10 protein-coding genes and 1 other RNA gene are annotated in these 13,087 nt (G+C 59.4%); 9 read left to right on the top strand and 2 right to left on the bottom strand.

The features are described from left to right. Positions 1-3 precede the first annotated feature (3 nt). Positions 4-1,407 carry a sodium-dependent transporter gene (locus ACTJKS_RS22890; RefSeq protein WP_108181637.1) on the bottom strand — a complete coding sequence of 468 codons (1,404 nt, stop codon included), beginning with the start codon at positions 1,405-1,407 and terminating at the stop codon, positions 4-6. Positions 1,408-1,526: 119 nt separating this feature from the next. Here ACTJKS_RS22890 and smpB point away from each other — a divergent pair, with 119 nt between their 5' ends. Further along, positions 1,527-2,009: an SsrA-binding protein SmpB gene (gene smpB / locus ACTJKS_RS22885; RefSeq protein WP_003221505.1), complete on the top strand. Its 483-nt coding sequence runs from the start codon at positions 1,527-1,529 to the stop codon at positions 2,007-2,009. Positions 2,010-2,111: 102 nt separating this feature from the next. Here the strand turns inward: smpB and ACTJKS_RS22880 are convergent, their stop codons facing one another. After that, a complete protein-coding gene (locus tag ACTJKS_RS22880; protein WP_041066759.1) occupies positions 2,112-2,879 on the bottom strand; it encodes an FCD domain-containing protein in 768 nt (255 codons plus the stop codon). Positions 2,880-3,140: 261 nt separating this feature from the next. Between ACTJKS_RS22880 and ACTJKS_RS22875 the strand changes: the two genes are divergently transcribed. The 8 genes from ACTJKS_RS22875 to ACTJKS_RS22840 all read left to right on the top strand — a co-directional run bounded on the left by ACTJKS_RS22875 (position 3,141) and on the right by ACTJKS_RS22840 (position 13,076). Further along, entirely contained in the window at positions 3,141-4,835 is a 1,695-nt protein-coding gene (locus ACTJKS_RS22875) for a lactate permease LctP family transporter (protein ID WP_027610771.1), read from the top strand. Positions 4,836-4,985: 150 nt separating this feature from the next. After that, complete coding sequence (locus ACTJKS_RS22870) at positions 4,986-5,810, top strand: (Fe-S)-binding protein (protein WP_222016615.1); 825 nt, start codon at positions 4,986-4,988, stop codon at positions 5,808-5,810. Then, positions 5,807-7,261, top strand: coding sequence for a LutB/LldF family L-lactate oxidation iron-sulfur protein (locus tag ACTJKS_RS22865; RefSeq protein ID WP_003221499.1), 1,455 nt, complete (start codon positions 5,807-5,809; stop codon positions 7,259-7,261). The genes ACTJKS_RS22870 and ACTJKS_RS22865 overlap by 4 nt, the downstream gene beginning before the upstream one ends. Further along, a complete protein-coding gene (locus tag ACTJKS_RS22860; RefSeq protein ID WP_086793694.1) occupies positions 7,261-7,932 on the top strand; it encodes a LutC/YkgG family protein in 672 nt (223 codons plus the stop codon). The genes ACTJKS_RS22865 and ACTJKS_RS22860 overlap by 1 nt, the downstream gene beginning before the upstream one ends. Next, positions 7,929-10,739, top strand: coding sequence for an FAD-binding and (Fe-S)-binding domain-containing protein (locus ACTJKS_RS22855; RefSeq protein WP_262949298.1), 2,811 nt, complete (start codon positions 7,929-7,931; stop codon positions 10,737-10,739). Before ACTJKS_RS22860 ends, ACTJKS_RS22855 begins: the two co-directional genes overlap by 4 nt. 129 nt (positions 10,740-10,868) lie before the next feature. After that, positions 10,869-11,147 (top strand): hypothetical protein, encoded by a 279-nt coding sequence (locus ACTJKS_RS22850; protein ID WP_007961392.1) that lies wholly within the window; start codon positions 10,869-10,871, stop codon positions 11,145-11,147. A gap of 97 nt (positions 11,148-11,244) precedes the next feature. Further along, positions 11,245-11,634, top strand: a transfer-messenger RNA (tmRNA) gene (ssrA, locus tag ACTJKS_RS22845). 185 nt (positions 11,635-11,819) lie between these two features. Further along, entirely contained in the window at positions 11,820-13,076 is a 1,257-nt protein-coding gene (locus ACTJKS_RS22840; RefSeq protein WP_440829011.1) for an integrase domain-containing protein, read from the top strand. The last annotated feature ends 11 nt before the right edge of the window (positions 13,077-13,087 follow it).

The following is a 13,087-nucleotide window of genomic DNA, read 5'->3' as shown; positions in this document are numbered from 1 at the left end:
GCGTTACTTCCAGAGCTGAGCGGCAAACACTACAAGAATGCCGATAGGCGCCACGTAGCGCATCAAGAACAAGGACAGGGCAAACAGCGCCGGGTTACGAATCGACAACTCCTCCCGCACCGCATCACGCCCCATCACCCAACCGGCAAACAGCACGAAGCACAGGCCACCGAGCGGCAACATGATCCGCGAGGTGAAGAAATCGATCACGCCGAAGAAGTCCAGACCGCCCGCCGCACCCCATTGGTAGAGATGGAACAGCCCGCCTTCGTTCACGAAAAATTTGGCTTCCTTCCAGATATTGAAAGAGAAAACCGTACCCAGACCGACGAACCAGCAGATGAACGCCAGCCAGAAAGTCACCCAGCCACGGCTGATTTTCGTGCGTTCAACCAGATAGGCAACCATCGGTTCAAGCAAGGAAATCGCCGAGCTCCAGGCGGCAATCGCCACCAGCACAAAGAACACCACGCCCATCAACTGGCCGAAAACCACGTTACCGAAGGCAAATGGCAGACTGACGAACATCAGGCCCGGGCCTTCGCTAGGGTTCAAGCCGCCAGCAAACACAATCGGAAACAATGCCAGACCGGCCACCAGCGACACGAAGGTGTCGAGCAGTGCCACACCGACCACGGTGCCGGACAACGAGGCTTCCTTGGTCATGTACGCGCCGTAGATCATGATCGAACCGACGCCCACGCTCAGGGAAAAGAATGCGTGCCCCATGGCGGGCAGCAAGCCGTCGAGGACTTTTTCCGGATGGAAGTCGAACATGAAATGCACGCCTTCCATGAAATGCCCGGTAGTCATGCTGTAACCCAGCAATACCAACACCATGACGAACAGCAGCGGCATCATGATCCGCAGGCTGCGCTCCAGCCCGGCAACCACGCCTTTGGCGATCACTACGGCCGACAACAGCATGAAAACTGTGTGCCAAAGTGTCAGGCGCCAGGGATCGGAGATGACATTGCCGAAATAAGCGCCGACCTGCTCCGCCGTAGCGCCCTGGAAGTCGCCGCGCCCCATGTCGATGATGTAATCCAGCGACCAGCCGCCGACCACACTATAGAAAGACAAGATCAGCAGCGCCGTGATCATCCCGGCAAACGCGCCCCACGACCACTTGCCCGAATGCCCGGCTTCCAGCGCCAGCACCTTCAGGGCGTTCGCCGGACTCTGCCGTGCGCGGCGGCCGATCAGGGTTTCAGCCAGCATGACCGGGATCCCGATCAGGGCGATGCAGGCCAGAAACATCAGCACGAAGGCGCCGCCGCCGTAGACCCCGACCATGTAGGGGAATTTCCAGATGCTGCCCAGTCCCACGGCCGAACCGGTCGCGGCGAATATGAAAACCCAGCGGCTAGCCCAACTGCCGTGGACAGAAACCTTGTCTGTCGACATTGAATATCACGCCCAAGCGTTAGAAAAAGAGGCCGCATTGTCCGGGATTCACTCAACCTGCTCAAGCACGCAGCATCACCGTAGCCGAGGATCATTTATCTCCATATAATGCCGCCCCTATGGCTAAACAGAAGAAACACCCAACAGGGACCATCGCGCAGAACAAAAAGGCGCGACACGATTACTTCATCGAACATCGTTTCGAGGCTGGTCTGGTCCTGGCCGGCTGGGAAGTAAAAAGTCTGCGGGCAAGCAAGCTGCAACTGGTCGACAGTTACGTGCTGCTCAAGGACGGCGAAGCCTGGCTTCTCGGCAGTCACATCACGCCGTTGATGACCGCCAGCACCCACGTCATCGCCGATCCGACCCGCACCCGCAAACTGCTGCTGAACAAGCGCGAGCTGGAAAAACTCGCCGCTGCCGTGCAACAGAAAGGCTACGCCTGCGTGTGCCTGTCCTTCTACTGGAGCAAGCACATGGTCAAGTGCGAGATCGCTCTGGGCAAGGGCAAGAAGGAATACGACAAGCGTGACACCGAGCGCGAACGCGACGCCGGTCGAGAGCTGCAGCGCGCTGTGCGCAACAAGGGCAAGGAAGAATAATTTTCCTGCTTTAAAAGATCGCAGCCTGCGGCAGCTCCTACAGGGAAAGACACATTCCTGTGTAGGAGCTGCCGAAGGCTGCGATCTTTTTGCTTCTAAAAGCTACATTCCCTTGCGCCGCTCCGCCCGAGCCATGCGCTGAACTTCCTGCCGCACCTCTTCCAGCACTTCCTGCACATACAGAATGTGCCGACTGGAAACCTCCCGCGCCTGCTCCGCACGCCCTTCGATAATCGCCAGATACAGCTCCCGGTGCTGAGAGATCAGCATGTCGCGGGTTTCCGTGCGTTGTTTGTACATACCGCCGATGTTGGTCACCACGTTGCGCTTGAGCAAATCGAAAAGCCCGCGAATGGTGTGCAGCAGCACCGCGTTGTGGCTGGCTTCGGCAATCGCCAGATGAAACTTCGCATCCGCCGCGCCCTCTTCCACCCGGCTCACTTCGTCATGCCGGGTGTAGCAATCCTGCAGCTCGTTGAACGCTGCGGTCAGGCGCTCACGATCCACATCCGTAGCGCGCAATGCTGCGTAATAGGCACACGATGCCTCCAGAGTATGCCGAAACTCCAGCAAGTCGCGCTGCGCTTCGGGGTTGCTCTCCAGCAGCAATAGCAGGGGATCGCTGAAGGTCGATCCGAGGGTTTCCACCACGTAATTGCCGCCGCCCTGGCGACTGACCAGCAAGCCCTTGGCCGCCAGTTTCTGAATCGCTTCGCGCAATGACGGACGCGACACGCCGAACTGCTCGGCCAAGGTGCGCTCAGCCGGAAGCCGCTCGCCGGACTTCAGCGTGCCCTCGAGGATCATCCCCTCGAGGCGCTCGACAATATCGTCAGACAAACGGCGCTGACGAATCTGATCAAACCCCATAACTCATTTCTCCACGATCCCGACCGCTCGCCGGGCTCTCTATTCTGGCCTATCGGCGCCCCGCCGACACCTGTCAGAGCACATTTGCCCGACCGGATCAGATGCCTTCTGCACCGCTTATTCGACAAAAGTTTCAGGGCGACAAATTGACACACCGATATCAAGGCTTTTACCCTAGCCAACAGCGATTGTAAATTGGTATTACCAATTAACCAAGAACGCTGACAGTGCCTGACCAACAACAATTAGGGGCCACCCCATATGCAAACCTGGCAACAGCTCTATACCCCGCTCGGCAGTCTCGGCGTCTCCGCACTCGCGGCCGTCATACCCATCGTTTTCTTCTTCCTGGCTCTGGCGGTGTTCCGCCTCAAGGGTCATGTAGCCGGCAGCATCACGCTCGCCCTGTCGATTGCCGTGGCGATTTTCGCCTTCCACATGCCGGTCGACATGGCTTTCGCCGCTGCCGGATACGGCTTTGCCTATGGTCTGTGGCCGATTGCCTGGATCATCGTCGCGGCGGTGTTCCTCTACAAACTGACGGTCAAGAGTGGTCAGTTCGAGGTCATTCGCAGTTCGGTGCTGTCGATCACCGACGACCAGCGTCTGCAGGTGCTGCTGATCGGTTTCTGCTTCGGGGCGTTCCTCGAAGGTGCCGCCGGTTTCGGCGCGCCAGTGGCCATTACCGCCGCGCTGCTGGTCGGCCTCGGGTTCAATCCGCTGTACGCCGCCGGCCTGTGCCTGATTGCCAACACCGCGCCGGTCGCCTTCGGCGCCCTTGGGATTCCGATCATCGTGGCCGGCCAGGTCACTGGCATCGACGCGTTCAAGATCGGCGCCATGACCGGTCGCCAGCTACCGCTGCTGTCGCTGTTCGTGCCGTTCTGGCTGGTGTTCATGATGGACGGCCTGCGTGGCGTGCGTGAAACCTGGCCGGCAGCGCTGGTCGCAGGCCTGAGTTTCGCCGTGACCCAGTACTTCACTTCGAACTTCATCGGCCCGGAGCTGCCGGACATCACCTCGGCCCTGGCCAGCCTGATTTCCCTGACCCTGTTCCTCAAAGTCTGGCAGCCAAAACGCGCCGCCGGTCAGCACATCGCCGGCGCCGTGTCAGCCTCGGTGGTAACCGCCAGCGCCGGCGGTTTCGGCCAGAAACGCAGCACCGTGGCGTCGCCTTACAGCCTCTGGGAAATTTTCATCGCCTGGTCGCCGTTCCTGATTCTCACCGTGCTGGTAACCATCTGGACGCTAAAACCCTTCAAAGCCATGTTCGCCGCCGGCGGTTCGATGTACGCCTGGGTGTTCAACTTTGCCATCCCGCACCTTGATCAACTGGTGATCAAGACTGCCCCGATCGTCGCTACCCCGACCGCCATCCCGGCCGTATTCAAACTCGACCCGATCTCGGCGACCGGCACGGCGATTTTCTTCTCGGCGCTGATCTCGATGCTGGTACTAAAGATCAACTTCAAAACTGGTCTGACCACTTTGAAAGAGACCTTTTACGAACTGCGCTGGCCGATTCTGTCGATCGGCATGGTGCTGGCGTTCGCCTTCGTCACCAACTACTCCGGGATGTCTTCGACCATGGCGCTGGTATTGGCCGCGACCGGCGCAGCCTTCCCGTTCTTCTCGCCGTTCCTCGGCTGGCTGGGCGTGTTCCTCACCGGTTCCGATACTTCGTCCAACGCGCTGTTCAGTTCGCTACAGGCGACCACCGCACACCAGATCGGCGTCAACGACACCTTGCTGGTGGCGGCCAACACCAGTGGCGGTGTGACCGGCAAGATGATCTCGCCACAATCGATCGCCGTGGCCTGCGCCGCGACCGGCCTGGTCGGCAAGGAATCGGATCTGTTCCGCTTCACCCTCAAGCACAGCCTATTCTTTGCCACGATTGTCGGCCTGATCACTCTGGCCCAGGCCTACTGGTTCACCGGCATGCTGGTGCACTAATCCTATAAACAAAACGGAAATAACCGACGCCGGTTCGTGATTCCGGCGTCAGCAATTCACCACCCGGTCTGTAAGGCTGCTGAAAGCAAGGCGCTTTATATTCAGCAGCCGCCACAGACGGATAACCGGGCCCACCCGGAGACACGCCTGATGAGCGAGCTTTTTTACAACGCTGTGCCCAACGCCACGCGCGTCGCACCGCCACTGCCCGAACCTCGGCAGTACCCCAGCGAAAAACCGTCGCGGGTCTACCTGTTCGGCACCTGCGTGGTAGACCTGTTCTACCCCGAAGCCGGGATGGACGCGATCCACTTGCTGGAGCGCGAAGGCATCCGTGTGGAGTACCCGCAAGGGCAGAGCTGCTGCGGGCAACCGGCCTACACCTCGGGTTACACCGAGCAGGCGCGGACGGTCGCGCGCGCGCAACTGGCGCAGTTTGCCGGGGATTATCCGGTGGTGGTGCCGTCGGGTTCCTGCGCAGGCATGCTGCGCGAGCATTACGCGGACTTGTTCAAGGACGAGCCACAAACGTTGAAACAGGTGCAGGCCCTCGCGGCCCGCACTTATGAACTGGCTGAGTTTCTGCTGTTTGTCTGCAAGGTGCAGCTCAAGGACAGCGGCGAACCGGTCAAAGTGGCGCTGCACACTTCGTGTTCGGCACGTCGCGAAATGAATACCCACCTGCACGGCCGCGAGCTGTTGGCGCAGTTGAGCAACGTGGAACGGGTCAACCACGACCACGAAAGCGAATGCTGTGGCTTCGGTGGGACATTCAGCGTCCGTATGCCAGACATTTCCGGCGCGATGGTGGCTGACAAGACCAAAGCGTTGAAGGATTCCGGCGCACACAAAGTGTTGAGCGCCGACTGTGGCTGTTTGATGAACATCAACGGCGCATTGGAGAAACAAAAGGAAGCGCTGCGTGGGCAACATCTCGCCAGCTTTCTGTGGCAACGAACCGGAGGTGCGCAATGAGCACCTCGACGATTATTCCTACGGTTGCCGTAGAAGAAGACTTCCGCACCCGGGCGCACAACGCCTTGGGTGATCAGCAGTTACGGAACAACTTCCGTACTGCCATGGATTCACTGATGACCAAGCGGGCAGCGGCGTTCAGCGATGCCCACGAAAGAGAACACTTGCGCGCCCTGGGCAACTCGATCAGGGCGCGTGCGCTCTCCAAGTTGCCCGACCTGCTCGAGCAACTGGAACAGAACCTGACCCGCAACGGTGTGACAGTGCACTGGGCGGAAACGGTGGACGAAGCCAATGGCATCGTCCTTTCGATCATCCGCGCTCACGAGGCGCGGCAAGTGATCAAGGGCAAATCGATGGTCAGCGAAGAGATGGAGATGAACCATTTCCTCGAGGCTCAAGGTGTTGAATGCCTGGAGTCCGACATGGGGGAATACATCGTCCAGCTCGACCACGAGAAGCCTTCACACATCATTATGCCGGCGATCCACAAGAATGCCGGTCAGGTCGCGTCCTTGTTCCACGACAAACTTGGCGTGGAGTACACCAAGGACGTTGACCAACTCATTCAGATCGGTCGCAGAGTCCTGCGGCAGAAATTCTTCGAAGCGGACATTGGCGTTTCCGGCGTCAACTTCGCCGTGGCCGAAACCGGCACCCTGCTGCTGGTGGAAAACGAAGGCAACGGGCGCATGACCACCACCGTGCCGCCGGTGCACATCGCGGTCACCGGCATCGAAAAGGTCGTGGAAAACCTGCGCGACGTGGTGCCGCTGTTGTCGCTGCTGACCCGCTCGGCGCTGGGTATTCCGATCACCACTTACGTCAACATGATCTCCGGCCCGCGCAAGGAACATGAACTCGACGGCCCGCAGGAAGTGCATCTGGTGCTGCTCGACAACGGTCGCAGCCAGGCCTTTGCCGACAGCGAACTGCGCCAGACCCTGAACTGCATCCGCTGCGGCGCCTGCATGAATCATTGCCCGGTCTACACCCGCGTCGGTGGTCACACCTATGGCGAGGTGTACCCGGGACCGATCGGCAAAATCATCACCCCGCACATGGTCGGTCTGGCGAAAGTCCCGGATCACCCGAGCGCCTCGTCGCTGTGCGGTGCCTGCGGTGAAGTGTGCCCGGTGAAAATTCCGATCCCTGCCCTGCTGCGGCGTCTGCGCGAAGAAAACGTCAAAGCCCCGGACAGTCCGCATCAAGTGATGCGCGGCCAGGGCAGCAAATATTCGCGCAAGGAACGCTTCATCTGGAACGCCTGGGCGAAACTCAACAGCTCGCCGACGCTGTACCGGTTGTTTGGTTTCTTCGCCACGCGCCTGCGCGCCCTGACCCCGAGCAATGTCGGCCCGTGGACGCAAAACCACAGCGCACCGAAACCCGCCGCCCGCTCACTGCACGACATGGCCCGCGAACATCTGGCCAAACAGGGAGACCGCTGATGAGCGCCAAGCAAAATATCCTCGCCAAGCTACGGAAAAGTCTGACCGGCGCCACACCGATTGCCGACGACTTCGACGTCGATCTGGTGACGCAGCCATACACCTACAGCGCCGAGCAACGTATCCCGCAACTGCGCAAACTGATGGAAGCGGTGCACACCGAAATCCATCTGACTACCGGCGCAGACTGGCCGGCGCTGCTCGCGCAATTACTGCGTGACCGTCAGCTGCCGAGCCTGCTGATTGCACCGACGACGCCTCACGGGCAGCGCATCTCACAACACTGGGCGAACAACCCTGATCTGCCGACGCTGAAGTCCTACAACCGCCCGATGGAAGAGTGGAAAGCCGAGCTGTTCAACGACACCCCGGCCAGCCTCACTGGCACCCTCGGCGCCATCGCCGCGACCGGCAGCCTGATCCTCTGGCCAACCCGTGAAGAGCCGCGACTGATGAGCCTGGTGCCGCCGGTGCATTTCGCCCTGCTCAAGGCCAGCGAAATCCGCGACAACTTCTATCAAGTGCAACAGGAATTCGAGTGGGCCCAAGGCATGCCGACCAACGCACTGCTGGTGTCCGGCCCGTCGAAAACTGCCGACATCGAGCAAGTGCTGGCTTATGGCGCCCACGGCCCGAAAGATCTGGTGGTACTGATCCTGGAGGACCAATGACGCTTCCGGTGAATTTCCTGCGTGATGCGCAGCAACTGATTCCTGCGGATCGCCGTTTCGACGATCCGCTGTCGACCTTGGCCTTCGGCACCGACGCCAGTTTTTATCGGCTGATTCCCAAACTGGTGATCCGCGTCGAGTCCGAAGACGAAGTGGTGGCGCTGTTGAAACTGGCCCAGCGCGATCAGGTCCCGGTGACCTTCCGCGCCGCCGGCACCAGTTTGTCCGGGCAAGCGATCAGCAATTCGGTGCTGATTGTGCTGGGGGATAACTGGAACGCTCGTGAGATTCGCGATCAGGGCCTGCAAATCCGCCTGCAGCCGGGCGTGATTGGCGCGCAGGCCAACGCGTGGCTGGCCCCGTTCGGGCGCAAGATCGGCCCGGATCCGGCGTCGATCAACGCCTGCAAAATCGGCGGCATCGTCGCCAACAACGCCAGCGGCATGTGTTGCGGCACCGCGCAAAATACCTATCACACACTCGCCGGAATTCGTCTGGTACTGGCCGACGGCAGCCGTCTCGACACCGAAGACGCCGCCAGCGTCGCCGCGTTTCGCGAAAGCCACAGCGATATGCTGGAGCGCTTGGCGACGTTGGGCCGCGAGACCCGCACCAATGCCGAACTGGCGGCGAGAATTCGCCACAAATACCGTCTGAAAAATACCACCGGCCTGTCACTCAACGCCCTGGTGGATTTCGACGAGCCTGTGGATATCTTGAGCCACCTGCTGGTCGGCTCCGAAGGTACCCTAGGCTTCATCAGTGCGGTGACTTACGACACGGTGATCGACCACCCGAACAAGGCCTCGGCGCTGATCGTGTTCCCGGATGTGGAAACCTGCTGCAACGCGGTCACGGTGCTGAAAAACCAACCGGTGTCAGCGGTGGAACTGCTGGACCGACGCAGCCTGCGCTCGGTGCAGGACAAACCGGGCATGTCGGATTTCGTACAACACCTGTCGAACAATGCCTGCGCGCTGCTGATCGAATCCCGCGCCGCCTCTTCCACGTTGCTGCAGGAACAACTTGCGCAGATCATGGCTTCGCTGACCCGTTTCCCGGTGGAAAAACAGGTCGATTTCACCGAAGACCCGGCCGAGAACGCCAAGCTCTGGGCCATCCGCAAGGACACCTTCCCCGCCGTCGGCGCCGTGCGTAAAACCGGTACCACGGTGATCATCGAAGACGTGACCTTCCCGGTCGAGCAACTGGCGATCGGCGTCAATCGCCTGATCGCGCTGTTCGACAAACATGCCTACGACGAAGCGATCCTTTTCGGACACGCGCTGGAGGGCAATCTGCACTTCGTCTTCACCCAAGGCTTCAACAGTCCGGAAGAAGTCGCACGCTATCAAGCGTTCATGGACGACGTCGCGCAACTGGTGGCGGTGGAGTTCGGCGGTTCGCTGAAGGCTGAACACGGCACCGGGCGCAACATGGCGCCGTTCGTTGAGCTGGAATGGGGCAGCGATGCGTATCAGTTGATGTGGCAGCTTAAACGCCTGCTCGACCCTAACGGCATCCTCAACCCGGACGTGGTGCTCAGCGAGGATCCGCAGATCCACCTCAAGCACCTCAAGCCGCTGCCAGCGGCGGACGAGATTGTCGATAAATGCATTGAGTGCGGCTTCTGCGAACCGGTCTGCCCGTCGAAAGGCCTGACCCTCAGCCCCCGCCAGCGCATCGTAATCTGGCGTGACATTCAAGCGAAGAAGCGCGCCGGCGTTGACACCACCGAGCTGGAAAAGGCCTATGAGTACCAAGGCATCGAGACCTGCGCCGCGACCGGTTTGTGCGCTCAGCGTTGCCCTGTGGGCATCAATACCGGCGAACTGGTGAAAAAGCTTCGCGGCCGACACGCGACGCATCAGAAAACCGCTGACTGGATCGAAGGAAATTTCGCCAAGACTCTGCAAGGCGCACGTTTCACCCTGCATGTGGCCAACGGCGCACGGATGCTGCTTGGCGCACCGCGTCTGGCGAAGCTGTCGGCCACCCTGACGCGCTTGTCCAAAGGCCAGGTGCCGCTGTGGACCAACGCGATGCCGCAACCGGAAAAAGCCATTCGCTTCAACCCGAGTGTGTCGGATGAGCGCCCGCGGGTGGTGTATCTGGCGGCGTGCGTATCGCGGGTGATGGGCCCGGCAGCCGGCGACAAGGAGCAAATGTCGCTGTACGACAAAACCCGTGGCCTGCTGGAAAAGGCCGGTTACCAAGTGGTGTTCCCGGACAATCAGGACAACCTCTGCTGCGGTCAGCCGTTTGCCTCCAAGGGCTACGCCGAGCAGGCCGAACACAAACGCCAAGAACTGATCAGCGCCCTCCTCCATGCCAGTCGTGGCGGGCTCGATCCGATCTATTGCGACACCAGCCCGTGCACCTTGCGCCTGGTGCAGGACGTGGGAAATGTTCGCCTGGATCTGTACGACCCGGTGCGCTTCATTCGTACGCACCTTCTCGATCGACTGGAGTTCACCCCGCAAGAGGCACCGATTGCGGTTCACGTGACCTGCAGCACCCAGCATCTGGGCGAGAGCCAGGCGCTGATCGATCTGGCGCGCAAATGCAGCAAAAACGTGGTGATTCCTGAAGGCATCCATTGTTGCGGGTTTGCCGGCGACAAGGGCTTCACCACCCCGGAGTTGAACAGCCATTCACTGCGCACCCTCAAGGACGCGGTGCAGCATTGCAGCGAGGGGATTTCCACCAGTCGCACCTGTGAAATCGGCCTGACGCAACACGGCGGCATCGACTATCACGGACTGGTCTATCTGGTGGATCGGGTGACCCAAACCAAGGCCTGCTGAAGAAAAATAGAACCCTTGCGTGCGACCGTAGTCCACAGAACAGGCCCCGGAAAACGGGGCTTTTCCTCCCATCGGTTGCCCGTCCTGACGGCCAGCGCAGTCTGGATCCCTCAGTTCAAGGAGATACACATGAAACGTTCTGTACTGTTAGGTCTGTTCGTTACTGCCTCGATGATGGCCTCCACCTCGTTCGCCGCCGACAAACCCGCCGACCTGTGCGATGCCAATATCCAGACCATCAACAATGCCAAAGGGCAGTTGTCAGCGAACCCGGAACTCAGTCAGCGTGCTGAAGCCAGTGTTAGCAAGGCACAGGCGCTGAAAGCCCAGGGCAAGATTGATGACTGCGTAGCGGAAACCTCGCAAACCATCATAGAACTGCGTAAATCCACCGGCACCAACAACTGATTCAAGGCCTCGGCCAACCTTCGGGTTGGCCTTGCCGGCCGTTTGGCGTACACTGCGCAGGCTTGTTGCCTCACCTGATGTACGAGGCAATGAGTTCGGGGCCGATTAGGATTCGACGCCGGTGACGAAACTTTAGGTGCATGCCGACTTGGTAACAGAAGTCGTAAATCCACTGTTGCAACTTCTTATAGTTGCCAATGACGACCAATACGGTGCTGCTCTCGCTGCTTAATTGCAGCTGACATGCACTCCTGGTGCCTTCGGGCCCAGCAATCATCAGGGGATGTCTGTAAACCCGAAATGATTGTCATATAGAACAGAATCGCCGTGCAGTACGTTGTGGACGAAGCGGCTAAAACTTACACAACTCGCCCAAAGCACCCTGCCCGTCGGGTCGCTGAGGGTTAACTTAATAGACACGGCTACGCATGTAGTACCGACAGCGGAGCACTGGCGGACGGGGGTTCAAATCCCCCCGGCTCCACCACTTCATCATCTAAAGACGTCCACGGACGTCTTTTTTTGTGCCTGAAATCCAGTAAATACGGGGGGTTCAGCGCTTCTGTGGGCTTTTGAGGATTTCTGAGTTCCAGGCGCTTTGGTATCCCAGGTGGTATCCCGGACTGCCAAATGCTATTTTCAGGATACCAAAACGGTGCTGGAGGTAGCCCCATGCCTACTAACGCAACCCGCCTCTCCGATCGCCAGCTCAAGGCAGTCAAGGCAACTGGTAAAGACTTCGTCCTCAGCGACGGTGACGGCCTGCAGCTTCGAGTACGCGCCAGCGGCTCGATGATGTGGAATTTCAATTACCGCGAGCCGTTGACCAGAAGCCGTCTAAATATGGCGCTCGGTCCATACCCCGACCTCTCGCTAGCCAACGCCCGGAAGAAAGCAGCAGAGGCGCGTGAGCTGCTCGCTTTGGGCATTGATCCCAAAACCCAGCGTGATGAGGTAAGGCAAGCCAAACTTGCTGAGACTGAACACACGTTCGAGAAGGTGGCCACCGCCTGGTTCGAGCTGAAGAAAGACTCCGTAACCAAAGCCTACGCCGAAGATATTTGGAGATCGCTGACGCTTCATGTTTTCCCAAGTATGAAAACAACGCCGCTCTCTCAAATCACTGCTCCGATGGTTATCAAGATCCTTCGCCCAATCGAGGCCAAAGGGAGCCTCGAAACCGTGAAACGATTGAGCCAACGACTCAACGAGATCATGACCTACGGGGTCAACTCTGGGCTGATATTTGCGAACCCCCTCAATGGAATTCGGGCGGTGTTCAAGAAACCCAAGAAAGAGAACATGGCTGCGCTACCACCTGAGGAGCTTCCCGAGCTCATGATGGAAATCGCGAACGCCAGCATCAAGCGCACCACCCGCTGCCTGATCGAATGGCAACTGCACACGATGACCCGCCCTGCCGAAGCAGCCACCGCGCGATGGGCAGATATCGACTTCGACAAGCGCATTTGGACCATTCCGCCAGAGCGCATGAAAAAGCGTCGGCCGCACACAATCCCTCTTACCGATCAGGCACTGTTGTTACTGGAGACGCTCAAGCAACTCAGTGGTAACAGAGAGTACGTGTTCCCCTCAGATAGAAATCCCCGCACCCATGCCAATAGCCAGACCGCCAACATGGCGTTAAAGCGCATGGGCTTTCAGGACCGTCTAGTCAGCCACGGCTTGCGCTCGATGGCGAGCACCATCCTGAATGAGCATGGCTGGGATCCGGAGCTGATCGAGGTCGCACTGGCGCATGTCGACAAGGACGAAGTTCGTAGCGCCTACAACCGGACGGATTACATCGAACGCCGGCGTCCGATGATGGCTTGGTGGAGTGAACATATCCAGAAGGCGGCCACCGGCAGCCTGTCGGCATCGGCTATCAATCAAACCAGAGATCGCAACGTCGTACCGATTCGCTGAACTTCCAAAAG

Origin of the sequence: Pseudomonas sp. 22189, assembly GCF_052045635.1 — a bacterium.
In the GTDB taxonomy this organism is placed as follows: Bacteria; Pseudomonadota; Gammaproteobacteria; order Pseudomonadales; family Pseudomonadaceae; genus Aquipseudomonas; species Aquipseudomonas parakoreensis.
Note: the sequence above shows the minus strand (reverse complement) of the source record. Positions and strands in the feature narration are given on the sequence as shown.

Bases quoted from the DNA above. Each gene is read 5' to 3' on its own strand.
- ACTJKS_RS22890 (WP_108181637.1), bottom strand. From the start codon at position 1,407: ATGTCGACAGACAAGGTTTCTGTCCACGGCAGTTGGGCTAGCCGCTGG.
- smpB (WP_003221505.1), top strand. From the start codon at position 1,527: ATGGCTAAACAGAAGAAACACCCAACAGGGACCATCGCGCAGAACAAA.
- ACTJKS_RS22880 (WP_041066759.1), bottom strand. From the start codon at position 2,879: ATGGGGTTTGATCAGATTCGTCAGCGCCGTTTGTCTGACGATATTGTC.
- ACTJKS_RS22875 (WP_027610771.1), top strand. From the start codon at position 3,141: ATGCAAACCTGGCAACAGCTCTATACCCCGCTCGGCAGTCTCGGCGTC.
- ACTJKS_RS22870 (WP_222016615.1), top strand. From the start codon at position 4,986: ATGAGCGAGCTTTTTTACAACGCTGTGCCCAACGCCACGCGCGTCGCA.
- ACTJKS_RS22865 (WP_003221499.1), top strand. From the start codon at position 5,807: ATGAGCACCTCGACGATTATTCCTACGGTTGCCGTAGAAGAAGACTTC.
- ACTJKS_RS22860 (WP_086793694.1), top strand. From the start codon at position 7,261: ATGAGCGCCAAGCAAAATATCCTCGCCAAGCTACGGAAAAGTCTGACC.
- ACTJKS_RS22855 (WP_262949298.1), top strand. From the start codon at position 7,929: ATGACGCTTCCGGTGAATTTCCTGCGTGATGCGCAGCAACTGATTCCT.
- ACTJKS_RS22850 (WP_007961392.1), top strand. From the start codon at position 10,869: ATGAAACGTTCTGTACTGTTAGGTCTGTTCGTTACTGCCTCGATGATG.
- ACTJKS_RS22840 (WP_440829011.1), top strand. From the start codon at position 11,820: ATGCCTACTAACGCAACCCGCCTCTCCGATCGCCAGCTCAAGGCAGTC.